The 24,742-nt window shown below is 58.8% G+C and carries 21 protein-coding genes; 4 read left to right on the forward strand and 17 right to left on the reverse strand.

Translation table 11 applies throughout. The annotated features are described in order from the left end of the window. Nucleotides 1–85: 85 nt before the first annotated feature. Complete coding sequence (locus AB4P92_RS20405) at nucleotides 86–1,540, reverse strand: TrkH family potassium uptake protein (protein WP_042561118.1); 1,455 nt, start codon at nucleotides 1,538–1,540, stop codon at nucleotides 86–88. 245 nt (nucleotides 1,541–1,785) lie between these two features. Between AB4P92_RS20405 and AB4P92_RS20410 the strand changes: the two genes are divergently transcribed. Both AB4P92_RS20410 and AB4P92_RS20415 read left to right on the forward strand, forming a co-directional pair. Then, nucleotides 1,786–2,475, forward strand: a complete 690-nt coding sequence (locus AB4P92_RS20410; RefSeq protein ID WP_395598061.1) for an energy-coupling factor ABC transporter permease — start codon at nucleotides 1,786–1,788, stop codon at nucleotides 2,473–2,475. A gap of 65 nt (nucleotides 2,476–2,540) precedes the next feature. Then, nucleotides 2,541–2,756: a hypothetical protein gene (locus AB4P92_RS20415; RefSeq protein ID WP_042561116.1), complete on the forward strand. Its 216-nt coding sequence runs from the start codon at nucleotides 2,541–2,543 to the stop codon at nucleotides 2,754–2,756. Nucleotides 2,757–2,761: 5 nt separating this feature from the next. Here the strand turns inward: AB4P92_RS20415 and yacG are convergent, their stop codons facing one another. Genes yacG through pilB form a run of 5 tightly spaced genes read right to left on the reverse strand, consistent with a single transcriptional unit; the run spans nucleotide 2,762 to nucleotide 7,373 of the window. Then, nucleotides 2,762–2,962 (reverse strand): DNA gyrase inhibitor YacG, encoded by a 201-nt coding sequence (gene yacG, locus AB4P92_RS20420; protein WP_042561115.1) that lies wholly within the window; start codon nucleotides 2,960–2,962, stop codon nucleotides 2,762–2,764. Then, nucleotides 2,959–3,582, reverse strand: coding sequence for a dephospho-CoA kinase (gene coaE, locus AB4P92_RS20425; RefSeq protein ID WP_150597110.1), 624 nt, complete (start codon nucleotides 3,580–3,582; stop codon nucleotides 2,959–2,961). Before coaE ends, yacG begins: the two co-directional genes overlap by 4 nt. Beyond that, nucleotides 3,579–4,451, reverse strand: coding sequence for a prepilin peptidase (locus tag AB4P92_RS20430; RefSeq protein WP_395598062.1), 873 nt, complete (start codon nucleotides 4,449–4,451; stop codon nucleotides 3,579–3,581). Before AB4P92_RS20430 ends, coaE begins: the two co-directional genes overlap by 4 nt. 1 nt (nucleotide 4,452) lies before the next feature. Then, nucleotides 4,453–5,670: a type II secretion system F family protein gene (locus AB4P92_RS20435; protein ID WP_395598063.1), complete on the reverse strand. Its 1,218-nt coding sequence runs from the start codon at nucleotides 5,668–5,670 to the stop codon at nucleotides 4,453–4,455. Between the two features lie 2 nt (nucleotides 5,671–5,672). Beyond that, entirely contained in the window at nucleotides 5,673–7,373 is a 1,701-nt protein-coding gene (gene pilB, locus AB4P92_RS20440) for a type IV-A pilus assembly ATPase PilB (protein ID WP_395598064.1), read from the reverse strand. Between the two features lie 226 nt (nucleotides 7,374–7,599). Here pilB and AB4P92_RS20445 point away from each other — a divergent pair, with 226 nt between their 5' ends. Together AB4P92_RS20445 and AB4P92_RS20450 are read left to right on the forward strand one after the other, a co-directional pair. Next, a complete protein-coding gene (locus tag AB4P92_RS20445; protein ID WP_042561110.1) occupies nucleotides 7,600–8,031 on the forward strand; it encodes a pilin in 432 nt (143 codons plus the stop codon). A 299-nt stretch (nucleotides 8,032–8,330) separates the two neighbouring features. Then, nucleotides 8,331–8,687, forward strand: coding sequence for a BON domain-containing protein (locus tag AB4P92_RS20450; protein ID WP_042561109.1), 357 nt, complete (start codon nucleotides 8,331–8,333; stop codon nucleotides 8,685–8,687). A 265-nt stretch (nucleotides 8,688–8,952) separates the two neighbouring features. Here AB4P92_RS20450 and AB4P92_RS20455 read toward each other — a convergent pair whose 3' ends face one another. The 11 genes from AB4P92_RS20455 to AB4P92_RS20505 all read right to left on the reverse strand — a co-directional run bounded on the left by AB4P92_RS20455 (nucleotide 8,953) and on the right by AB4P92_RS20505 (nucleotide 24,741). Beyond that, nucleotides 8,953–9,252, reverse strand: a complete 300-nt coding sequence (locus AB4P92_RS20455) for a DUF2845 domain-containing protein (protein WP_395598065.1) — start codon at nucleotides 9,250–9,252, stop codon at nucleotides 8,953–8,955. Further along, on the reverse strand, nucleotides 9,249–12,200 hold the full coding sequence (locus AB4P92_RS20460; protein WP_395599685.1) for a DUF748 domain-containing protein: 2,952 nt from the start codon (nucleotides 12,198–12,200) through the stop codon (nucleotides 9,249–9,251). The genes AB4P92_RS20455 and AB4P92_RS20460 overlap by 4 nt, the downstream gene beginning before the upstream one ends. Nucleotides 12,201–12,416: 216 nt before the next feature. Then, on the reverse strand, nucleotides 12,417–13,433 hold the full coding sequence (locus tag AB4P92_RS20465) for a class I SAM-dependent rRNA methyltransferase (protein WP_395598066.1): 1,017 nt from the start codon (nucleotides 13,431–13,433) through the stop codon (nucleotides 12,417–12,419). A gap of 103 nt (nucleotides 13,434–13,536) precedes the next feature. Then, entirely contained in the window at nucleotides 13,537–14,409 is an 873-nt protein-coding gene (locus tag AB4P92_RS20470) for an oxygenase MpaB family protein (protein WP_395598067.1), read from the reverse strand. A gap of 51 nt (nucleotides 14,410–14,460) precedes the next feature. Continuing rightward, complete coding sequence (gene acs, locus AB4P92_RS20475) at nucleotides 14,461–16,398, reverse strand: acetate--CoA ligase (RefSeq protein WP_042561104.1); 1,938 nt, start codon at nucleotides 16,396–16,398, stop codon at nucleotides 14,461–14,463. A gap of 211 nt (nucleotides 16,399–16,609) precedes the next feature. After that, nucleotides 16,610–18,274: a glucose-6-phosphate isomerase gene (gene pgi / locus AB4P92_RS20480; RefSeq protein ID WP_395598068.1), complete on the reverse strand. Its 1,665-nt coding sequence runs from the start codon at nucleotides 18,272–18,274 to the stop codon at nucleotides 16,610–16,612. A 344-nt stretch (nucleotides 18,275–18,618) separates the two neighbouring features. Beyond that, nucleotides 18,619–19,479, reverse strand: coding sequence for a pantoate--beta-alanine ligase (gene panC / locus AB4P92_RS20485; protein WP_395598069.1), 861 nt, complete (start codon nucleotides 19,477–19,479; stop codon nucleotides 18,619–18,621). Continuing rightward, nucleotides 19,476–20,276, reverse strand: a complete 801-nt coding sequence (gene panB, locus AB4P92_RS20490; RefSeq protein ID WP_047303260.1) for a 3-methyl-2-oxobutanoate hydroxymethyltransferase — start codon at nucleotides 20,274–20,276, stop codon at nucleotides 19,476–19,478. Before panB ends, panC begins: the two co-directional genes overlap by 4 nt. A gap of 403 nt (nucleotides 20,277–20,679) precedes the next feature. Then, complete coding sequence (folK, locus tag AB4P92_RS20495; RefSeq protein WP_115146570.1) at nucleotides 20,680–21,165, reverse strand: 2-amino-4-hydroxy-6-hydroxymethyldihydropteridine diphosphokinase; 486 nt, start codon at nucleotides 21,163–21,165, stop codon at nucleotides 20,680–20,682. A 3-nt stretch (nucleotides 21,166–21,168) separates the two neighbouring features. Next, entirely contained in the window at nucleotides 21,169–22,569 is a 1,401-nt protein-coding gene (locus AB4P92_RS20500) for a polynucleotide adenylyltransferase PcnB (RefSeq protein WP_042561099.1), read from the reverse strand. Between the two features lie 735 nt (nucleotides 22,570–23,304). Further along, nucleotides 23,305–24,741 (reverse strand): sigma-54 dependent transcriptional regulator, encoded by a 1,437-nt coding sequence (locus tag AB4P92_RS20505; protein ID WP_047303255.1) that lies wholly within the window; start codon nucleotides 24,739–24,741, stop codon nucleotides 23,305–23,307. Between the last annotated feature and the right edge of the window lies 1 nt (nucleotide 24,742).

The following is a 24,742-nucleotide window of genomic DNA, read 5'->3' on the forward strand; positions in this document are numbered from 1 at the left end:
TAGTTCTCGTGCGGCTCATGACTCAAAAGCGTTTGCACGGTGGACAAGAGGAGTCTAGGCAATAAATCTCAATTGGTTGTCGAGACTAGTATTTCCAGAAGACCGGTGTGAGCAGCACCAGGACAGTGAGGATCTCCAGTCTTCCCAAAAGCATGCCGACAGTCAGCAGCCATTTGGCAGCATCGGGCAATGTGGAAAAGTTTCCCGCCGGCCCAATGATCGAGCCAACGCCAGGCCCGACGTTGCAGACGGCGGTAGCCGCGCCACTCAATGCAGTTGTCCAGTCCAGGCCGATGAGCGCCAAACCCATGGCGATCACCCCGATAGTGATGGTGAAAAAGAATGAAAACGTCAGCAGCGAACGGGCGATGTCCTCGTCGATGGGGTGTTTGTTGTATTTTTTTCGGATCACGGCGCGAGGATGGATCAATTGATTCAGACTGCCCATTAGCAGCGTGCCAGCCACCTGAAAGCGGAATATTTTAAGACCGCCAGCGGTGGAACCGGAGCAGCCCCCGACAAAGGTCAGATAGAAGAACAGCAACACGGCAAAACTGCCCCATAACGTGTAATCCCCCAGTGCTACGCCGGTTGTAGTGACCACCGATGTCACGTTGACCGCCACGATCCGAAACGCTTCCCACCAGCCGTAATCGCTGTGCAAGCACAACCAGGTACCGACCAGCACCCAGGTAATGAGCAAAAAGCCAATGAACCCGCGTACCTGATGATCCTTGAACAAGGCCCGTTTATTACCGCGAAGCGTGCTCACGTACAGCGTGAAAGGGAGGCTGCCCAGAATCATGGTAGCGACCGCCACCCAATGAATGGACGGTTGTGTCCAATGTGCCAGCGAGGCATCGGAGGTTGAAAATCCTCCCGTGGAAATCAATGACATTGAATGGTTGATGGCTTCGAACGGCGTCATCCCTGCTATCCACAGGGCCAGCGTAGCAAGACCGGTAAGCCCGACATAAAGCCCCAGAATATATTTGGCGGCGACATGGGAGCGCGGCGTGACCTTCTCCGACCAGTCGGACGATTCGGTCTTGAATAGCCGCATGCCCCCGACCCGCAGTAATGGCAGGATAGCCACCGCCATGCCGATGAAGCCGATCCCCCCCAGCCAATGCAGCATCGATCGCCAGATCAGCAATCCTGGAGATGCTGTGTCCAGCCCGGTAAGGATGGTCGATCCAGTTGTGGTGATGCCTGACATCGTTTCAAAAAACGCATCGGTGTAGCTGATGTGCTGGATAAGCACCATAGGCAGTGCGGCGAATATGCACACAACCACCCAACTGGCGGTCGTCAGCATGTACATATCGCGAGGACGTAACTGAACGTTCTCGGGACGACCCTTGTTAATCATCACCAGCCCGCACAGCGCTGTGATCAAGCTCGACCACAGGAAGGCCGACATATCATCTTTGCGATCATGGATCACCAGCGTCAGCATGGGTATCAGCATGCTCACCGCCAGCGTGATCAGAATAATTCCCAGAATGAAGCTGATGAGTCGTAATACCGCAATGGACATATGTAACGCCTTTTTGTTAGCGCCGCGAAGTATCGGCGGGCCTGTTGTCTCGTCCCGTAAAGTTTTCGTAACTTTTTCTCTCCTCCGGATTCTCTGCGCGCCACGCGCAGAAGCGTGATACGGCGAGTCGCAAACGGCGGTATAGACTGAGATCTGCCTCGACGGGAGAACCGCGTGAAAAATATAACAGTGTTGCTGCTCGATCTTTGGCTGGCGCGGCGCCAGGCGTCAGCGAAGGATCACCTATGATCGGCGCCGAATTGCTGTCATCCACAAGTCTGACGCTCGGATGGCTGATCTATCTGCCGGTGCTGTTCTGGGCGATTGTTCGTGCTCCTTGGGTCGAGTTGTTCAGTGATAGCCGTCGCCAGCATCTGTTGTTCGGCACGGTGTTCGCGCTGTTTCTGTTGTGGCTGGTGCGCCGCGATTTCGATACCGGGGTGGCTTATCACTTCATCGGCATGACGGCGGTGACATTGCTGCTCGACTGGCCGCTGGCGGTTCTCGGCGGGCTGGTGGCGCAAGTTGGCCTGGTGCTGCTCGGGCGCCAGGATCTCGCGGCACTGGGGGTCAACGGTGCACTGTTTATTCTGCTGCCGGTGCTGGTTACCGAGTGCGTGGCGATCCTCGTCGAGCGCGCCCAGCCTCGCAATCCCTTTGTGTACATCTTCTGCTCCGGGTTTCTCGCCGCCGCGCTGTCGGCGCTGTTGTGTCTGCTGCTGAGCCTGACATTGCTCTGGTACGACGGCCTGTTTGCCATGCCCGAATGGCTGGAAGACTTTATCGGCTACCTGTGGCTGATCATATTCCCCGAGGCGTTCATCAACGGCATGGTGGTCAGCGCACTGGTGGTGTTCAGCCCGGAATGGCTGGAGACGTTCAATCGCACGCGCTACCTTTCGGCACCCTGGAAGGACGACGATCCCAAGTCTTGATCCACATCAAACCCGCCACGCGCGCGGCATTTCATGCTCGGCCAAATTCGTTCAGGAGCGGCAGCATGAGTGTTTACGAGTGGGCGCGGCAGGAAACCCGCAAGAGTCTGGAGATGGCGCAAGAGGTGGGGTTCGATCCGGGGTTGAGCCTGCGCGCCTTGCTCAGTGCGGTGGTGCAACAGAGCAAGACCGTGCGCAACGCCGAAGACCTGGCCGACGAGTTGCGCTTTCTGGCGGAAAACCTCGACGACGATCAGGACTACGGCTTCATGCGGCCCTGAAGGGATCAGTGGCGCGGATCGAAATCGCCGGAAAACAGTTCATCCTCGGCGTCCGGTGCGACCGGGATCTTGTGCTCTTCCGAGGCCCAGGCGCCCAAGTCGATCAGTTTGCAGCGATCGGAGCAGAACGGCCGGAATTTGTTATCCGGAGTGAATTCCACGGGGGCGCCACACGTTGGGCATTCTACGGTCGGGATCTGGCTCATGATTGGCCTCCACTTAAAGTCAGGTAAAAGTCATGCAGGCGCTCGACCTCGCTGTGCAGCCAGGCGAGGTCGCGGTCGTTGACCACCACGTCGTCGGCACGGCTCACGCGGTCTTCACGGCTCGACTGGGCCTTGAGGATCGCCTGAACCTGCTGTTCGCTGGTCTGGTCACGCTGCAAGGTGCGTTCGATCTGCAGTTGTTGCGGAGCGTCGATCACCAGGATTCGCTGGGTCATCGCGTATTGCCCGGATTCGATCAACAGTGGCGAAACCAGAATCGCATAGGGCGATTTTGCCAGCGCCAGATGATGGGCGATTTCCTCGGCGATCAACGGATGCAGCAGGGCTTCGAGCCAGCGGCGCTGCTCCGGGACTTCGAAGATCAGCTTGCGCAGGGCGGCGCGATCCAGCGTGCCGTCAGCCTGTAACACGCCGGCGCCGAAGTGCTCGGCAATCCTGGCCAGCGCCGGGCGACCCGGTTCGACCACCCAGCGTGCTGCGTGATCAGCGTCGACCACATGGACGCCAAGGTCGATGAAGTGCTGGGCCGCGGCGCTTTTGCCGCTGCCGATGCCGCCGGTCAGGCCGAGAATCCAGGGTTTTTCCACAGGGGTATTCATTTCAAACCGACAAACTGCCAATAGAAGTCGGTTATTTGACCACCCCAGAGCAAGGCAATCCAGCCGGCAATTGCCAGATAGGGGCCGAAGGGGATCGGCGTCGAGGTTTTCTGCTCGCGCACACGCAGCAAAATCACCCCGAGAATCGCTCCCACCAGCGAAGACATCAGGATCGTCAGCGGCAGAATCTGCCAGCCACCCCAGGCGCCGAGCAGCGCCAGCAGCTTGAAATCACCGTGACCGATGCCGTCCTTGCCGGTCAGCAGTTTGAACAGCCAGAACACTGACCACAGCGCCATGTAACCGGCCACCGCGCCCCACATTGCATCGTGCAGCGGCACGAACAGCCCGAAACTGTTGACGATCAGCCCCAGCCACAACAACGGCAGCACCAGCACATCGGGCAGCAATCGATGCTCGGTGTCGATCAGACTCATCGCCAGCAAGCCCCAGGTAAGGAAGATCAACAGACAGGCCGGCCAGCCAAAACCCACCTGCCAGGCGATAAACGCCGAAAGCAGTCCACAACTCAGTTCGGTCAGCGGATAGCGTTTGCTGATCGGCGCTGCACACGCGGAGCAGCGTCCGCGCAGGCACAGATAACTGAGCAGCGGGATGTTTTCCCACGCACGAATTCGATGTGCGCAGTGCGGACACTCGGAGTGCGGCAGCATCAGGTTGTAGGTCGGCAGCGGCGTTTCGCCGGGCAGACCGAGCACGTCCTGCGCCTGCTGGCGCCAATCGCGCTCGAGCATTTTCGGCAGGCGCCAGACCAGCACATTGAGAAAGCTGCCGACGATAAGACCGAGCAGCAACGCCGTGCATACGAAGGCCAGTGGGTAAACGGCAAAGAGTTCGTCGATAGGCATGTCAGATCGCTGAGCCGAGTTGGAAGATCGGCAGGTACATCGCCACCACCAGACCGCCGACGATCACCCCCAGGACGACCATGATGAACGGCTCCATGAGGCTGGTGAGGTTGTCGACCATGTTATCCACTTCGTCCTCGTAAAACCCGGCGACCTTGTCGAGCATTTCGTCCAGCGCGCCGGACTCTTCGCCGATGGCGGTCATCTGCACCGCCATGTTGGGAAAAACCCCGGTGGTGCGCATGGAAAAATTCAGCTGCATGCCCGTGGAAACATCCTGGCGGATGCGCAATACCGCGCGCTTGAACACCACGTTGCCCGTGGCGCCGGCCACCGAGTCGAGCGCTTCCACCAAAAGCACGCCGGCAGCAAATGTGGTCGACAGGGTCCGGGCGAAGCGTGCAACGGCAGATTTGTACATCAGCGTGCCCACCAACGGCAGCTTCAATAGCCAGGTGTCTTTGCGATCGCGCATGGCCTGGGATGTTTTCAGCGCACGGCGGGTGCCGAAAAAAGCGGCCACCAGCGCAACGAGTATCGCCCACCACCATTGCTGCATGAATTCCGAGAGGCTGATGACCAGCAGGGTGAAGGCCGGCAACTCGGCGCCAAAACCGGAAAAAACCGACTCGAATTGCGGCACCACTTTCACCAGCAGAATCCCGGTCACCACGGCTGCAACCAGCACCACGGCGGTGGGGTAAGTCATGGCTTTCTTGATTTTGGCCTTTAGGGCTTCGCTTTTTTCCTTGTAGGTCGCGACCCGTTCCAGCAACGTGTCGAGGGCGCCGGACTGTTCGCCGGCATCCACGAGGTTGCAATACAACTCATCGAAATACTGCGGCTTCTTGCGCAGGGCGTTGGCGAAACTGTTACCGGCGGCGATCTCCTGTTTCACCTCGTCGACCAGTTTGCGCATGGCCGGGTTTTCGAAGCCCTCACCGATGATGTCGAACGACTGCAGCAGCGGCACGCCAGCCTTCATCATGGTCGCCATCTGCCGCGTGAACAGGGCGATGTCCCGGGGCTTGATGCGTTTGCCGAAGCTAAAAAGCGAGGCAGTTTTTTTACGCACCTTGCCCGGATTGATCCCTTGCTTGCGCAGTTGAGCCTTGATCAGTGCCGGGTTCTGCCCGCTTAATTCACCGCTGAGTTTGCTGCCTTTCCTGTCCGTGCCTTCCCAGGCGTAGACGCTGATTTTCGCTGCCTTGACCGCCATGTTCAGTCCTTGGTGACCCGGTTGATTTCTTCCAGGCTGGTAATGCCTTGCATGGCCTTGCGCAGGCCTGAGGTACGCAGGTCGTCGAAGCCGTCGCGGCGCATCTGGATGTCGATTTCCAGCGAGTTGCCCTCGGCCATGATCAGTCGTTGCAGGTCTGCTGTGTTCTTCACCACTTCATAAATCCCCACGCGTCCCTTGTAACCGCCATTGCAGTGATCGCAACCGACTGGCTCGTAGATCGTGAAACTGCCGATGCGTTCCTCGGGGAAACCTTCCTTGATCAAGGTTTCGCGCGGAATCTCGATGGCTCTCTTGCAGTGGCTGCACAACTTGCGCGCCAGCCGCTGGGCGATGATCAGGCTGACCGAAGTGGCGATGTTGAAGCCGGGGATGCCCATGTTATGCAGTCGCGTCAGGGTTTCCGCGGCGCTGTTGGTGTGCAGTGTCGAAAGCACGAGGTGGCCGGTCTGCGCAGCCTTGATCGCGATCTCGGCGGTTTCCAGATCGCGGATCTCGCCGACCATGATCACGTCCGGATCCTGACGCAGAAACGAGCGCAAGGCCTGGGCAAAGTCGAGCCCCTGCCTGGGGTTGACGTTGACCTGGTTGATGCCTTCCATATTGATCTCCACCGGGTCTTCGGCGGTGGATATGTTGATGTCGACCGTGTTGAGAATATTCAGCCCGGTGTACAGCGACACCGTTTTGCCCGAGCCAGTGGGGCCGGTGACCAGAATCATCCCTTGTGGCTGCTTGAGGGCTGCCAAATACAGGTCTTTCTGCTCAGGCTCATAGCCGAGGGCGTCGATGCCCATTTGCGCGCTGGAGGGATCGAGAATCCGGATCACCACTTTCTCGCCCCACAGGGTCGGCAGGGTATTGACCCGGAAGTCGATCGACTTGCTTTTGGACAGGCGCATCTTGATCCGCCCGTCCTGCGGTTTGCGCCGTTCGGAGATGTCGAGGCTGGCCATGACTTTCAAACGTGCGGCGATGCGCCCGGCCAGTTGGATCGGCGGCTTGGCCACCTCGCGCAGAATGCCGTCGGTGCGCACCCGTACCCGGTAGTTTTTTTCGTAAGGCTCGAAATGCAGGTCGGAGGAGCCGCTTTTGATCGCATCGAGCAGCATCTTGTGGACGAAACGCACCACCGGCGCATCGTCGGCGTCTTGTCCGCCGATGGCGTCCTGCTTGTTGTCGTCGATCGATTCGACATCGAGGCCGTCGAGATCGACGTCGGCCATGTCTTCGAGACCGGTGCCGTGAGTGTCGAAGAATTTTTCGATGGCATCGCTGAGCTTGTCGTCCTCCACCAGGATGGCTTCGGTGCTCAACCCGGTGCTGAACTGGATGTCGTTGATTGCCTGATGATTGCTCGGGTCGGAAATTCCCACGAACAGCTTGTTGCCGCGCCGCCACAAGGGCAGGGCATGATGCTGGCGCACCAGTTTTTCACTGACCAGGCCTTTGGGCTGGGTTTCCTTGTCCAGGCAATTAAGGTCGAGGAACGCCATGCCGAAGTGCTCGGAGGCGATCTCGGCGACCTGTGCGCTCTTTACCAGTTTGTTCTGCACCAGATAGCTGACCAGCGACAGCCGATTGCGCTGGGCCTGTTGCCAGGCCTGCTGGGCACTTTCTTCCGTGAGCAGTTCGGCCTGCACCAATTGCTTGGCCAGACCGCTCAGAGCGATGTCATTCATGGGGATTCCGCACGCTTGCAGTTCATGACTTATAGCCTAGTCAAGTGACAGCGCCAAACACGGTCGGTGCAGGTGACAAAAAGTGTCAGATAGTGCGGTTGCGGGCTGTAGGAAACTGCGTAGAGCGCTGCTCGCGCTTTGTGAGCAGGGCTTTCAGGCGCTTGGCATGCGCTATGCTCTGCTCTTCTCAGATCATGAGATTTCGACTCATGCATGGAGCGTTTCTATGAAAAAACAACAAGGTTTTACGCTGATCGAGCTGCTGATCGTTGTGGCGATCATCGGGATTCTGGCGACTATCGCCCTGCCGCAGTATTCGAAATACCAAGCGCGATCCAAGGTGACGGCGGGGCTGGCAGAGATCAGTGCGATGAAAGTGCCATTCGAGGACGTCATTAACCAAGGTACTGATCCCACACTGACTAACGTGGCGGGCAGTGCGACGGTTACTACCTCAAACTGTTCGGTGACCGCGTCGGGCACCGCTTCTTCGGGTGCCGGGACTATCGTTTGTACGATCAAAAATGCGCCAGGCCCAGTGTTGGACAAAACCATCACGCTCACTCGGTCCTCTGGCACCGGCGCGGGTCTCTGGACTTGCGGCACTACCGTTGCACCTGACTATTCGCCAAAAGGCTGTACTGCTAGCGGTACATAAGGCTTTCATTGTTTTTTGGTTAAGTGCCCCGCAATGCGGGGCATTTTTCATTGCGCAGCGCTTCACAAAAGCTTCAATAATTTCAGCGCCTTAGGAACTTTTCAAAAAGCCGCAACTTGCATGTGAATATTCAACCAGTCATGCATTTTGCATGAATCCGGAAATTTGTCTTATTTGTAAGTTATTGATTTATAAGGTTTTTATGTCATCTGAAAAGTTGGCACAGCGTTCGCAATATCTACGGTAACCCTGCTGACAAGACATCCAGCAGACTTTCCAGAAAAACAGGAGTTACTCGTATGAAGAAGTTCGCTATCACTGCCGCTGCTGCAACCGCGCTGACCCTGACCATGGCTTCCGGTGCATTCGCACAATCGGCTCAGGCTACTCAGGCTCCAATGACTCTGGCAGCCGGTGAAGTCACCGAGATGAAACAAGATACTTCCGATACCTGGATCACCACTAAGGTCAAAGCTGACCTGGTCACCGAAAAAGGCATTCCAGGTACCGACATCAAAGTAGAAACCAACAAAGGCGTTGTGTCGCTGTCGTCGACTACTGCTGTAACCGAATCGCAGAAAGACGTAGCTGTTGCCATCGCCAAGAAAATCAAAGGCGTTAAAGCGGTTTCCGCTGACGGCCTGAAAGCCGAGTAAGGCATGACTTCTCGCCTGGACCGGGAGAAGGGGCGACAGACGGGCCGAGCAATACGTCTGCCGCAACTTTAGAGTTCATGCGAACGATCACACGGATGTGATCATTACGGGCCCCGACACTTTGTGTCGGGGCCCGTTTTATTTGGCACGCAACAAACAATGTGGGAGCGAGCCTGCTCGCGAAGTGCTCCGTCAGCCGACGAAGATGTCGACTGACGCGTTGCATTCGCGAGCAAGCTCGCTCCCACATGAGTTTGGTGTCGGGTCAGTTACCGCGTTTGCTATTGATCTGCTTCAGACGATTGCCTTCAAAGCGCAGGTATTGATACATGCCGTTGTTCGGGCCGTAGGTCCATTCCTCGATCTGAAACTCTTCCCGCCGATTGGCGCTGCGCTTGTAACCCAGTACATCGCGGCTCACGGGCTCGCCACACTTGTTCAGCACCTCGCTTGCGCGGTCGCCAAGGCTGATCAGTTGGCTGCCGCAACGCAACGTATCGGAGGCTGACGCCTGGCCAGCAACGAATGTCAGTGCCATTGCCGCCAGCCATTTACGATGGGTCATTCGGCATCCAGGTGCATTTGCGTCACCACCCTACCGTCGCTTTCAGCCTCGCCCAGATTGGTGTCGATGAAGTACACGCGGTCGTCAGCCAGTTGGCCCTTGTCCACCAGGAAATCCTTGATGCTGCTGGCACGGTCCTGGCCCAACTGACGCAGCAGCACATCGCTGGAACTCCAGAACTGGATTACGCCTTCGCGCATTTTCGCTGTGCGTTCTTCCTTGCCCAGATCCTTCCATTCGGCCGGCGGCTGAGTCTTCAGACGAGTGCGATAGATGCCTTCGAGCAGTGGGCCTTTCTCGCTGTCCGGCACGTCAATCAAGGATGCCTGAGCCGGGACTTTATCGCCGCGGCGCTGGAGCATCTTGTAGTAGTTGTATTGGTATTCACGTTCCAGACGCTGTTCGGCAAGCAATGGGCCGTCGCTGCTTTTGGCGGCGACGCCCTCGATTTCCAGGCGCAGGGCCGGACGCTCCTTGAGTGCCTGGGACAGCTTGATCAGCGCCCCCTCGGCATCCTTGTTCAACTCGCTGGAGCCCGGCGCGAAGGACACCGTGCCGAGATCCTGGGAGCCGCCACCGCTGACCAAACCGCCAATCATTTTGAATGGTGCCGCAGCGGCTTTGACGATCAGATTGCGCAGTGTCTGCCAGACAATCGGCATCACGCTGAATTGCGGATTGTTCAAGTCGCCCGTTACGGGTAACTCGATGGAGATTTTGCCGTCGACGTCCTTGAGCAACGCGATCGCCAGTTTCAACGGCAGGCTTGTCGCGTCCGGACTGTCGACTCTCTCACCCAGCTGCAATTGCTCGACCACCACTTTGTTCTCGGCCTTCAGTTGGCCCTTGGTGATCAGGTAATGCAGGTCGAGGTTGAGCCGGCCCTTGCGGATGCGGTATCCGGCGAATTTGCCGGAGTAGGGTGTCAGGGTGGTCAGCTCGACCCGTTTGAAACTGGTGGTGATGTCGAGGCTGGCCATCGGGTCGAAAGGATTGACCGCGCCCTTGATGGTCACCGGTGCATAGCGGTCAACCTTGCCTTTGATGTCGACAGTGGCCGGTTTCGACTGTCGACTGTCGATGGTGCCGATCTGGCCGTTGAGTTGCTGGACGGCGGTGGCGAAATTCGGCGTCAGGCTGAAGTCGGCGAAGTTGGCCGAGCCGTCGTTGATGGCGATACCGCCGATGTGAATGCCCAATGGTTTGTCTTTGCTGGCCGGTTTGGCAGCGGCGGTTGTCGTGCCGCTGTCGGCAGGCTGCGGAATCAGCAGATCATCGATGTTGGTGGTGCGGTCATCGTTGATCATGAAGCGCACGTACGGCTGTAACAGGTTGACCTTGTCGATCGACAGGCTGTCGCCATGCTGATAGTTCAAGCCTTCCACAACGACTTGCTGCCACTTGAGGAAGTCGCGGGTTTTCAGGGTGTCGAGGGTGTGCAGTTGATCGATCTGCGCGCGGCCGGTCACGCTAAGCGCCAGCGGTTCGGTGCTTTTAAGGTTGACCTTGAGGTCACTGCCGAGCATGCCGCTGCGCAACTCGAGACGAATGAACGGATTGATGTAGGACTGCGCAACACGCAGGTCGATGTCCTGGGTTTTAACGTTGAGCTGGGCGTTGACCGGCGCCAGATTGACCGTGCCATCGGCGAGGATCTTGCCCTGCTTGCCTAACCCGGTATCGAGTTTGAGCTTGAAGGGTGATCCGTTGAGGCTGTCAAAATCCTGCAGGTCGACGTTCAGCGGGGTGACATCCAGTGTCACCGGTGGATTGGCCGACCGGTCAGCCAGATGGACGGTGTAGTTGCGCAGCTGCACATCTTTGAGCAGTACTTGCCATGGCTTGTCCTGCGCGCTCGGTTCAGGTTTTGGCGAGTCGGCGGTCGCAGGCGTGCTGGCCGGTTCGGCGGCGGCTTTGGCGGCGGGTTTCGAAGGCTGGCTGGCGAACAGTTTCTGCCAGTCCAGTTGCCCGTCAGCCTCAAGGGCGGCCCAGGTTTCCAGTTTCTGGCTACGAATCTTGCCAACCACCACTTGCTGTTTCGCCAGGTCCACCGAGGTCTCGCTGACATCAAGGCGTTCAAGTTTCGCCAGTGGGCGCCCGTCGGGTGCCTTGATCGCGAACGGCGCGATGCTCAGTGCAATGTTGTTCAGTTGTAGCTCGGTTTGTTTCGACAGATTGAGTTTGTATTCGGTGCTGAGGTTCATCACGCCGTTTTCAAGAACCAGGGGCACCGCGTCTCGCACGTAAGGCCAAAACGCTTTCATATTGCCGTCGGTGATTTTCAGCGTGCCTTCGGAGGTGATCGGGATCAGGCTGAAATTGCCGCTCCAGTCGATTCGGCCACCGTTGGGACCGATCGCGACCAGCGTCATGTCGGCGCTGTCTTCGGGCAGAGTGCTGAGATTTTTCAGCTCGAAGTTGAGATCGTCGTAGAGGAATTCGATGGGTTCGCTCGGGCGCACATCCTCAAAGTGCACGACACCGTTGGCGAGTTTGATCTGGTCGATGCGCAGAGGAAACGGTTTGGCATCGGGATCGGCGGGTGTCGGTTCACTGGCAGGTATGTTGAACAGACCGAGCAGGTTGAGCTTGCCGTCTTTGGCGAAGAGGATTTCGGTCTTCGGTTTGTCCAGTTCGATGTTGGACAGATGGACTGCTTTCGTCCACAGGCTATCGAGTTGCAGGTCGGCGTACAGGCGTTCAAAACCGACCTGTTCTTTGCCGGGCTCGCCGATGACCAGGCCCCACAAGGTGACTTCAAGGCTGAACGGATTGAGTTCGATGCGCTGGATATGCGCAGGCACCGTCGCGTAGTTGGCCAGTTGCTGGTTGGCAACACGCAACGCGATGCCCGGTAAAATCAGAAACCCGAGCAAGCTGTAGAGGGCCAGAGCGGTCAACAGTGCGCCAATCGCGCGAATCAATCCTTTGGGCATGTGCGGCTTCATCTGTCGGAAACGGAGTGCCTTGGAGTATGGCACGCGATTCTGGTTCCGAAGTACCTGGTGTAGAACAGGATTGTTCAGATTCTTCGGAAAACATAAAACACTGTGGGAGCTGGCTTGCCAGCGATGACGGCCGATCATTCGACATAGATGTCGCCTGGTCCACCGCTATCGCTGGCAAGCCAGCTCCCACAGGTTGTTCGCCGCAAAGCAATGTGATCAGAGTTGCAGGATCAGGGTTTTCAACGGCGGCTGTTGGTCCAGCGACGGAAAATCCGCGCCCGGGGTCATCACGCTCCATTCGCGCACCGGGCGCCCGGCCTTCTCGGCGCAGCGCAGGACCTGTTCGCGCCAGTCGTCCATGCTGACTTTCGCCAGGTTGTTGCAGCAGATCAGCACGCCGTTGTGGGCTGTGGTCAGCAGGGCCGGTTTGAGCAGGCTTTGATAGTCGCGCAGCAGGTCGACGGTGCCGAACGCGCTCTTGGCCCAGGCCGGCGGATCGAGCAGTACCAGATCGTACTGGCGCTGTTCCAGGCGCTGATAGCTCGGCAGTTTCTGCCCGCGTCGTTGACTGATGGGCAGACCGGCCAGTTGGCGGATGGCCGGAAAGTAGTCGGACTGGACGAACTCCATTTCCGGCAACTGCGGATTGAGCAAACCGTTTTCGCGACCAACGGCGAGGTTGCCTTCGGCAAAATCGAGGTTGCACACTTCACTGGCGCCACCGGCCGCGGCACTCAGGCCAACGCCGCAGGTGTAGGCGAACAGGTTGAGCACGCTTTTGCCTTTGGCGTGATCCTTGACCCAGCCGCGGGTGTTGCGCAGGTCGAGGAACAGCAGCGGATCCTGCCCGGCATGGCGTCCGCGTACACGGTAATTGAGGCCCCATTCGTGACCGACCAGATCCACCAGTGCGGCGTCGTCAGCACGGTAGACGTGGTCTTCGCGGTCGATACGCGAGTTGCCGCGGGAGCGGTCGTTGTAAACCAGCAAAGTCTCCAGGCCCAGGGTCTGGTTGACGATGGCGTGCAGTTGCAGCAGATCGTCACGCTCCAGCGTCTGGTGAAAACTTTGCACCAGCAATTGCGGGCCGTAACGGTCGATGGTCAGGCCGCCGGCGCCTTCCTGGCTGCCATGGAACAGGCGATAGCAATCGGTGCCCTGGCTGTGCAGTACAGAGAGCAAGTCCTGACGTTGATCGAGGGCGGCGCGCAGCGCCTGATTCAAGGAAGACATGCGGGCGCCTTGCTGGAGAGAATTGGGGCGCGGGAGTTTAACAGTTACTGAGCTGCAAGCTCTAAGCTTCAAGCCTCAAGCTCAAAACTTGCAGCTCTGAGCGTCAGCGAAGCAGCCCCATCCGCCGCTTTGCCCGTTGCACCGAGCCATTGCGCATCGCCCAGCGCAGCATCGGCGCGCTGCGCTTGACGCTGGCGCGGATCAGTTGGCGTTGCAGCGGATTCTGTTGGGCGTCGAGCATGTCGCTGGCCCAGTCTGGCAACAGATCGATGCCGGCCTTCATCATCAGATCGCCAAATGGCCGCGCCATCAGGCTGGGGGCCGGGGCTTCGAGCAGCAGGCGCAGGACTTCGCGGCTGCGCTCATCGCAGAGCAACTGCGGGCGCATGCGTTGCAGATAATCCGCCACGGCCTGCCGCGATTTCGGCACATCCCGGGCGCCGAGGCGCTCGGCGACCACGGCGATTTCTGCGTAATACCGGTCCTGATCGGCCAATGACAACTGTGGATTGCGATAACGCAGATGCGCCGCGAGAAAATTACTGACTTCCGCCACATGCACCCACGTCAGCAAATCCGGATCGCTGGCCGCATAAGGCCGGCCATCTGGCGCCGTGCCGACGACTTGCAGGTGAATGGTGCGGACCTTCTCGATCAACCAGTCGGCGTCGCGGCGTGAACCGAAAGTGGTGCCGGAGACAAACTGACTGGTGCGGCGCAAACGTCCGAGCATGTCTTCACGAAAGTTCGAGTGGTCCCAGACCCCGGCCAGCGCCAGTGGATGCAGCGCCTGCAGCAATAGCGCACTGATGCCGCCGATCAACATGCTGCTGAAGTCGCCGTGCACCTGCCAACTGACCGAGTCGGGGCCAAACAGCCCCGGGTCGCCCTTGGGATTTTCCAGATCGAGCTGGCCGAGGGACAGACCGGTCAGGCTCATGAGTTGGTTTTCGATACGACTGCGGATGAATTCCATGAGCACTCAGTGAGGGAGTGGGGCGCGCTCGGTTGGCCGCGCCCGCAAGGGTTACTGATTGAGGCGCGTGTCGATCAGGCCTTGCACCACGCTCGGATCGGCCAGGGTCGAAGTGTCACCGAGGCTGTCGAGTTCGTTGCAGGCGATCTTGCGCAATATGCGCCGCATGATCTTGCCTGAGCGGGTTTTCGGCAAGGCCGGCGCCCACTGGATCAGATCCGGTTTGGCGAAGCTGCCGATCTCCTTGCTGACGTGGGCCAACAGTTCTTTTTTCAGTTCATCGCTGGGCTCGGTGCCGTTCATCGGTGTGACGAAGGCGTAAATGCCCTGACCTTTGACGTCATGTGGATAACCGACCACCGCCGCCTCGGCGATGCTGTTGTGCAGCACCAGCGCGCTTTCCACTTCGGCGGTGCCGATACGATGGCCGGAAACGTTGATCACATCGTCGATACGTCCGGTGATCCAGTAATCGCCGTCCTCGTCGCGGCGGGCGCCGTCGCCGGTGAAGTAGTAGCCGGGGTAGGGCTTGAAGTAGGTATCGACCATCCGTTGCGGGTCGCCGTAGACACTGCGGATCTGCCCCGGCCAGCTTGACTTTATGGCGAGCACGCCGCTGCCGGCGCCTTTGATCTCTTTGCCGTGTTCATCGAGAAGCACCGGCTGCACGCCGAACATCGGTTGCGTGGCGCAGCCCGGCTTGATCCGCTGCGCACTGACCAAGGGGCTGAGCATGATGCCGCCGGTCTCGGTCTGCCACCAGGTATCGACGATGGGGCAGCGTTGTTCGCCGACCACGTTGAAATACCATTCCCACGCTTCCGGGTTGATCGGCTCACCGACGCTGCCGAGTAATCTGAGGCTCTGTCGGGAAGTTTCCTTCAACGGTTCGGCACCTTCGCGCATCAACGCGCGCAGTGCCGTCGGTGCGGTGTAGAAGATATTGACCTTGTGCTTGTCGATGACCTGCCAGAAGCGCGAGCTGCTCGGATAGCTCGGCACGCCTTCGAACATCAGCGTGGTCGCGCCATTGGCCAGTGGCCCGTAGACAATGTAGCTGTGGCCCGTCACCCAGCCGACGTCGGCCGTGCACCAGAACACTTCGCCGTCGCGGTAATCGAGCACGTATTTGAAGGTCATCGCCGCTTGCAGCAGATAGCCGCCGGTGGTGTGCAGCACGCCTTTGGGTTTACCGGTGCTGCCGGAGGTATAGAGGATGAACAGCGGGTCTTCGGCGTCCATCGGTTCCGGTGGGCAGTCGTCGCTGACGTCGCGCACAGCCTGGTGATACCAAAGGTCCCGGCCTTCGACCCAATCGACCTTGCCTTGGGTACGCTCGACCACGATGACAGTGCTGACATCCGGGCAACTTTGCAGGGCTTTGTCGACGTTGCTTTTCAGCGGCACGAATTTGCCACCGCGCACGCCTTCATCGGCGGTGATTACGGTGCGGCAATCGGCATCAAGGATGCGGTCGCGCATGGAGTCAGGAGAAAAACCGCCAAACACCACCGAATGAACGGCGCCAATTCGGGTGCAGGCGAGCATGGCGTAAGCCGCCTCGGGAATCATCGGCATGTAGATGCACACCCGATCGCCTTTCTTCACGCCACGGCTTTTCAGCACGTTGGCCAGTCGGCAGACGTGGTGATGAAGTTTTTTGTAGGTGATTTGCGCCGATTCGGCAGGGTCGTCGCCTTCCCAGAGCAGGGCGGTTTGATCGCCGCGCTGTGCTAAGTGACGGTCGATGCAGTTGTAACTGACGTTCAGTTTGCCGCCGGCAAACCAGGCGGCTTCACCGGTTTTCAGGTCGTAGCGCTGAACGGTTTGCCACGGTGTGCTCCAGTCGAGGAAGCGTGTGGCCTGTTCGGCCCAGAAACTGCTGGGGTGTTCAATGGATTCGCGGTACAGGCGCTGATAGTCGTCCTGACTCAACTGAGCAGCCCGGCGGACGGCATCGGCTTGGGGGAACGTGCTGATATCGAACATGACGGTTCCTTATTCTTGTTGTGCGAAGAATAAAGATGCGCCGAGCGGTCAACAGGTTCAAGTCATCCACAAACAACTGTGGGAGCGAGCCCGCTCGCGAATGCGGAGTGTCAGTCAACAAAGATGCTGAATGACAAACCGCATTCGCGAGCAGGCTCGCTCCCACAGTGGATAAGTGTTGCCCGCAGGATCTGTGGGCAACACAGTCAAATCACCCGCGGTGACGACCGCGGAAGTAGTTGATCAAGCCCTGGGTAGACGGATCGTCAGCGTTGGTTTCGTCGCTGCCGACCAGGCGATTGTAAACGCCCTTGCCCAATTCCTTGCCCAGTTCCACGCCCCACTGGTCAAAGGCATTGATGCCCCAGACCACGCTTTGCACGAACACTTTGTGTTCATACATGGCCACCAGTGCGCCAAGACGACGCGGGCTGATGCGTTCGACCACAAGGGTGTTGCTCGGACGGTTGCCCGGGATCACCTTGTGCGGAGCAAGTTTTTGCACCTGGTCTTCGCTCATGCCCTTTTCGCGCAATTCGGCTTCGGCTTCCGGCAGGGTCTTGCCGAGCATCAGCGCCTGGCTCTGCGACAGGCAGTTGGCGTACAGCCACTGATGGTGGTCGGCCACCGGGTTGAAGCTGACGATTGGCACGATGAAGTCGGCCGGGATCAGTTGGCTGCCCTGGTGCAGCAGCTGGTGGTAGGCGTGCTGACCGTTGCAGCCGACGCCGCCCCAGATCACCGGGCCGGTATCTGTCGAGACCGGGGTACCGTCCTGACGCACGCTCTTGCCGTTGGATTCCATGTCCAGTTGCTGCAAGTGCTTGGTGATGTTGCGCAGGTAATGGTCGTACGGCAGGATCGCGTGGCTTTGCGCGCCCCAGAAGTTGCCGTACCACACGCCGAGCAGCGCCAGCAGCACTGGCATGTTCTGTTCGAACGGCGCGGTCTGGAAATGCTGGTCCATGGTGTAGGCACCGGACAGCAGTTCCTTGAAGTTGGACATGCCGATGGCCAGGGCAATCGGCAAACCGATGGCCGACCACAGCGAGTAACGGCCGCCAACCCAGTCCCACATCGGGAAGATGTTTTCTTCACGAATGCCAAACGCCACGGCCGCGGCGTTGTTGCTCGACACAGCGATGAAGTGACGATACAGCTCGGCTTCCGAACCGCCCTGAGCCAGGTACCAGGCGCGTGCGGCCTGAGCGTTCTTCAGGGTTTCGAGGGTATTGAACGACTTCGACGAGACGATGAACAGCGTGGTTTCGGCGCGCAGCTTTTGTGTCAGTTCATGGAACTCGCTGCCGTCGATGTTTGCCAGGTAGTGGCAGCGCACGCCTTTTTGCGCGTAGGACAGCAAGGCTTCGGACACCAGCTCAGGGCCGAGGAACGAGCCACCGATGCCGATGTTGACCACGTCAGTGATCGGCTTCTCGGTGTAACCACGCCACAGACCGTCGTGGATGCGGCCGACCAGATCGGTGATCTGATTCAGCACCTTGTGCACTTCCGGCATCACGTTGACGCCGTTGACCGACAGCTTGTCGCCGACCGGACGGCGCAGGGCGGTGTGGAGCGCTGGACGCTGTTCGGACGTATTGACGATTTCGCCGTCGAACAACGCTTTGATCGCGCCCTTCAGATCGACTTCATTGGCCAGGTTCACCAGCAGGTCGCGGGTCTGGGCGTTGATCAAATTCTTCGAATAATCGAGAAACAGCCCGCAGCTGCTGAGAGTGAACTGATTGAAGCGCTGCGGATCGGCGTTAAAGGCTTCGCGCATGCTGAAATCCTGCATGGCTTGGCGGTGATCTTTCAACGCTTGCCAGGCGGGCAGAGCGGTAACGTCTTGAGGATTGAGGTAATACGCCATCGCTGCGGTTTTCCTTTTTACTTGAACGGCCTTTTGAACACTGAACAGGCCTGCACGCCATGTTTGGGCGTGGGCCAACTGCGTTGTCACGGTTTCTGGACACAGGGCGAATACAGTAAACCTCGCGCTGCAATCTGTCTTGACTTTGTCTGACCCGATCCCTGTACTTTTTTAACATTGATACCGGGAACGAGGCGACAAACGGCCAATACACACCAGCAGTGGAGCGAAAACAAATGTGGGAGCGAGCCTGCTCGCGAAGGCGGTGTGTCAGTCAACAACCAGGCTGAATGACACACGGCCTTCGCGAGCAGGCTCGCTCCCACTGGGTATTGCAGTGATGCTTACGTCGGCGTATCGAGATTCAGGTGCAGGTTATCGATCAACCGCGTAGTGCCGAGGAACGCTGCCACCAGAATCACCAGATCACGGTCTTCAGCCGTCGCCGGACGCAAGGTCACGGCGTGGCGGATTTCCAGATAATCCGGGCGCAGGCCAGCGGCTTCGAGCTGCTGCAGTTGCGCGCTGATCAGCGCCGGGAAATCCCGTTCACCTTGCTTGATCGACTCGGCAATCGTGCTCAGGGTGCGATAGACGACCGGGGCTACGGCGCGTTGTTCTTCGCTGAGGAAACCGTTGCGCGACGACAGTGCAAGGCCATCGTCAGCGCGGACTGTCGGTTCGCCGATGATCTGGATCGGCATGTTCAGGTCATGCACCAGCGCGCGGATCACCGCCAGTTGCTGGAAATCCTTCTGACCGAAGATCGCCAGATCCGGCTGAACCATGTTGAACAGTTTGCTGACCACTGTCGCCACACCTTCGAAATGCCCCGGACGGCTGGCGCCACACAGGCCTTCGGAAAGTTGCGGCACGCTGACTCGGGTCTGCCCGGCCATGCCATCGGGGTACATTTCTTCGACGGTCGGCGCGAACAGCAGCGAGCAACCGGCTTCCAGCAGTTTTTCCTGATCCGCCGCGAGGGTGCGCGGGTATTTGTCGAGGTCTTCGCCGGCGCCGAACTGCAGCGGGTTGACGAAAATGCTCGCGACCACGAAATCCACGCGTTGCGTGGCTTTGGTCACCAGCGCGACGTGGCCGCTGTGCAGGTTGCCCATAGTCGGCACGAAGCCGATGCGCTTGCCTTCGCTACGGGCGCGGGCTACAGCAGCGCGCAGTTCGCGTACGGTTTTGACGGTGTTCATGCAGAGAATCCGTGTTCGATGCCAGGGAACGTGGTGGCTTTGACTTCGCTGACGTAAGCCTTGAGGGCCGAATCGATACTGTCCTGACCGTGCATGAAGTTTTTCACGAACTTGGGTACGCGGCCGGAGATCGACAGACCGAGCATGTCGTGCAGCACCAGGACCTGACCATCGGTGGCGCTACCAGCGCCGATGCCGATGACCGGAATCTTCACTGCCTGACTGATTTCCGCAGCCAGTTCGCTCGGTACGCATTCGAGCAGCAGCATGGCCGCGCCAGCCTGTTCCAGTGAAATGGCGTCGGCACGCATCTGCCGCGCCTGGTTTTCGTTGCGGCCCTGCACTTTATAGCCACCGAGAATGTTCACCGCTTGCGGGGTCAGGCCCATGTGCGCGCAGACCGGGATACCGCGTTCAGCGAGCAGACGGATCGACTCGGCCAGCCACAATGCACCTTCGACCTTGATCATGTGCGCGCCGGCCTGCATCAGCATGGCGGCGTTGGTCATGGTTTGCTCAAGAGTGGCGTAAGCCATGAACGGCAGGTCGGCCATGATCAGGGCATCGCGGTTGCCGCGTTTGACGCAGGCAGTGTGATAGGCCATTTCTGCGGTGGTCACCGGCAGGGTGCTGTCGTGACCTTGCAGGACCATGCCGAGTGAGTCGCCCACCAGCAACACTTCGACACCGGCCTCGTTGCAGGCGTGGGCGAAAGTCGCGTCATAGCAGGTCAGCATGGTGATCTTTTCACCTTTCTGCTTGAGGCTCTGGAGCGTGGTCAGGGTGATGGCTGGCATGTAAAAAATCCTCGTTCAGGCGCTCTGGAAACTACTGCGAGTAACGCGCGTGATTCTTCATCTACTCAGGCGCACGGTCTTTTGTCGTGCTTATAAGGCCTGGATTGCGCCCGTATGTGCCGGGTTGGCGGCAGCGGGACGCCTATAGTCGTGAGGAGCCAAGCGGAAGTCAATTGTGTGTGTTACCGCGTTGTTACGAGGGGAGTGTTACCGGCGTTACTGATGCGATTCAGCGGCGCGGCGGGGCTGAATCACAGGATTTTTGTCGGACAAAAATAGCGATGTCGCACGCTATCCATGTAGGCGCTGCCGAAGGCTGCGATCTTTTGATCCTTGGGGTTTTAAAAACAAGAGCAAGATCAAAAGATCGCAGCCTGCGGCAGCTCCTACAGGGGGATTTGTTTCAGGCTTGGGGGAGGCGTTCGAGGCCGACGAACGGGCAGGCGGCCAGCAGACCGGCGAGGCTACGGCCATCGGCAAGAAGCAAATCGGCTGGAGCCAGTTCAGCCATCGGATACAGGACGAACGCGCGTTCCTGAATCTGGTAGTGCGGGACTTTCAGTCGAGGTTCGTCGATCAGTCGATCACCGAACAGCAGAATATCCAGATCCAGCGTGCGCGGACCCCAGCGCTCCAGGCGTTCGCGACCCTGATCGTTTTCGATGGCTTGCAGCGCGTCGAGCAGATCCAGAGGGGCCAGTGCGCTATCGAGCGCGGCGACCGCGTTGGTGTAACGCGGTTGGCCTGGCAGTAGCGAGTCGCTTTGATAGAAGGCGGAAACGCCGACGAGTGCGGTCTGCGGCAATTGCCCCAGCGCGTCGACCGCGCTGCGCAATTGTTCGGCAGGGTCAGCGAGGTTGCTGCCCATGCCGATGTAGATGCGTTCCATGCCTTACTCGCCTGTGGCGCTCGGCGCACCGGCGCGCTTGCGCTTGGAACCGCCGCTGCGACGACGTTTGCGCGGAGCACCGCTGGCATCGTCACCCTTGCCGCTGAGGTCGCGGATCATGTCGCGACGTTCGCTGTCGTTGGCATCCTGATAGTCAGTCCACCATTCGCCCAGGCCGTCGGTCTGCTCGCCAGCGCTTTCACGCAACAGCAGGAAGTCGTAACCGGCGCGGAAGCGCGGGTTGTCGAGCAACAAGTCGGCACGCTTGCCGCTACGCCGTGGCAGGCGCTCCTGCATGTCCCAGATCTCGCGGATCGGCATGGTGAAGCGCTTTGGAATCGCAATGCGCTGACACTGTTCAGCGATCAGCTCGTGCGCGGCTTCCTGCATCGCCGGAATCGGCGGCATGCCACGCTCTTGCAGACGCAGAACGCGGGCCGGCAGGGCGGGCCACAGCATTGCGGCAAACAGGAACGCCGGGGTCACCGGTTTGTTCTGCTTGATGCGCAAGTCGGTGTTGGTCAGCGCTTCGCTGATCAGCGTGTGGGTGTAATCCGGGTTGTGATCCAGTGCGTCGGCGCTGGCCGGGAACAGCGGGGCGAACAGTTGCAGATCGACCAGCATCTCGAAGGTGATCGCACCGTGTCCGGAGAGGAACAGCTTGAGCACTTCTTCGAACAGGCGCGCCGAGGGAATCTCGCGCAGCATCGGTGCCAGTTCGCGGATCGGCTGAACGGTGTGTTTTTCGATGCCGAAATTGAGTTTGGCGGCGAAACGCACGGCCCGCAGCATGCGTACCGGGTCTTCCTGGTAACGCTGCTTTGGATCGCCAATCAGGCGGATCAGGTGATTGCGAATGTCGTGTACGCCGTTGGCGTAATCGAGAATGCGCTCGCTGACCGGATCGTAATACAAGGCGTTGATGGTGAAGTCGCGGCGTTGCGCGTCTTCTTCCAGGGTGCCGTAGACGTTGTCGCGCAGAATCCGCCCGCTTTCGTTACGCGAAGACTGATTACTGTCTTCATCGTCTTCGTTTACGGGGTGATTGGCGCGGAAGGTCGCGACTTCAATGATTTCGCGACCGAAATGGATATGCACCAGTTTGAAGCGGCGGCCGATGATCCGCGCATTGCGGAATTCGGCGCGGACTTGCTCAGGCGTGGCGCTGGTGGCGACGTCGAAATCCTTGGGCGTGATACCCAAAAGCATGTCACGCACGCAACCGCCGACCAGATAGGCCTGGTAACCGGCGCCCTGCAAGCGTTCGACAATATTGACCGCGTAGCGGCTGAATTGCGTTTTCTGCAGCGAATGTTGACCGCTGTTGAGCACTTCAGGGGTGCTACGGATGTGTTGCGTACGACGCACGGGAGTTCGGAATGACTGGAACAACTTCTTCAGCATGGGATGCACTGTTTGAAGGAATGTTCGGCCATACCAAAGAATGACCGCATGATGGGCGCAGATTCTAGCATTTAGTCAGGGGATGGTGTAGGAGACAGCAGATTCGAGCTGAAAGCCGCAAGCTACAAGGGTGAAGCGGGAGTAAAAGGGCGATTTTTACAGACGGGAGAAACTACAAGGGGAGCCGAAGCTCCCCAAGAAAGTAGTTGCGTGCTCTTTTTTATTATTGATTCGGGCTTCTTGTTTTTGTTGAGTGCCCTCGCCATGAAGCGTTTCCTTCATGACCCTCCCAATCGGGAGCCAAGAGCAAACGGATTGCTTTGGTCGCTGAATTGCAGTGATCTCTCGATCCAACCAGTACAGGCTCTGTCTTAGGACAGTTTTTGTTGTTCTCGGCCTGGTCGTGGGGCAAGCCCCAAATACAACGCCTCTCCAAAAGAATCAGTTAGCTGCGTCTCTCGCCGTCTTGTTTTTATTGTGCGTGAGTCGATTCGTCTTATTTTTATTGTCTTGTGCATTGCTTGTTATTGTTCTTGTACCAAACATATAGCAGGGGGCGTGCCAACTTTTGCGAGGCCCAATAAAACAAGGGGTTAGGTCGATATAATCGTTTTGTCGGGACGAAAAAAAGCCGGGGTTTCGTTACCGATAACCCCGGCTTCTGTTACGTGAATGGACTGAGGTAACAGTTTTTTCACATCTTTAAACGTTACCCGCACACTCGACAGGTAACGTTCAGCTCTCGCTGGCAACCCCGGTCTTGCGCCGTGGAATGCCCAGACGCTGACGGCGTTCCCACAGGCATTTACGGCTGACGCCCAGTTTGCGCGCCAGTTCGGTCTCGGTCATGTGGTCTTGATGCTCGAGGACGAAGTGCTGGAAGTAGTCCTCCAGGGACAGATCTTCAGTCGGCTCGTGGCTGCTGTTGCTGGCGTTACCGCTCGTTTGCGGTGGCAGGCCGATGAACTCGTCGTCTTCCAGATCGCTCAGCTCGATGTCGATGCCCAGCAGCTCCGCGGAAATCTCCGGACTCTCGCTGAGAATCACAGCGCGCTCCACAGCATTTTCCAACTCACGCACGTTACCCGGCCAGGAATAGTGACGGATGGCCTGTTCGGCATCCGCGGCAAATGTCAGGTCGGTACGGTTAATGCGCGCACTCTGGCGTGCGAGGAAGGCGCTGGCGATCTCGTTGACGTCAGCACCGCGCTCGCGCAGGGCCGGCAGTTTCAATGCGATCACGTGGAGGCGGTAATAAAGGTCTTCGCGGAACTGGCCGATTTTCGCCAGGCTCTTGAGGTCCCGGTGAGTCGCCGCGATCAGGCGCACATCGACCTTCTGCGACTGCACCGAACCCACCCGGCGAATTTCGCCTTCCTGCAACACACGCAGCAAGCGGGCCTGGGCTTCGAGTGGCAGTTCGCCGATCTCGTCGAGGAACAGCGTGCCACCGTCCGCGGCTTCGACCAGGCCAGCGCGCCCGGCGCTGGCGCCAGTGAACGCACCTTTTTCGTGGCCGAACAGTTCGGACTCGATCAGGCTTTCCGGGATGGCCGCACAGTTCACCGAGATCATCGGCGCCTTGGCGCGTTTCGACAGGTTGTGCAGGGCGCGCGCCACCAGCTCTTTACCGGTGCCGGACTCGCCCTGGATCAGCACATTGGAATCGGTCGGGGCGACTTTGCGGATCTTGCTGTAAAGATCCTGCATGGGCGGGCACGAGCCGATGATGCCGATTTCGCCATTGCTGTTGTCGACGGCGGACTTGCCGCCGCTATTGGCGGTTTTGGCGGTAACAGTCTCACCGGCAGCAGGCGCCGATTGACGGTCACGCAAAATTCGCGCGACAGCCTGGAGCATTTCATCGTGGTCGAAAGGCTTGGCGATGTAGTCCACCGCGCCCATCTTCATCGAATCCACCGCCGAGCGCAGGCTGGCGTAACTGGTCATGATCAGCACCGGCGTGCCTTGGCCAAGCTTGATCAGCTCGGTGCCAGGGGCGCCCGGCAAGCGCAGATCGCTGACGATCAGATCGAACGTAGGAATGGTGAAGCGTTCTTGTGCTTCCTGCACTGAACCGGCTTCGCTCACCTGGTACTGGTTACGTTCCAGCAGGCGGCGCAAGGCGGAGCGGATAATTGTTTCGTCTTCGACGATCAAAATGTGCGGCATT

It is taken from the genome of Pseudomonas sp. A0308 (assembly GCF_044218815.1).
In the GTDB taxonomy this organism is placed as follows: domain Bacteria; phylum Pseudomonadota; class Gammaproteobacteria; order Pseudomonadales; family Pseudomonadaceae; genus Aquipseudomonas; species Aquipseudomonas iridis.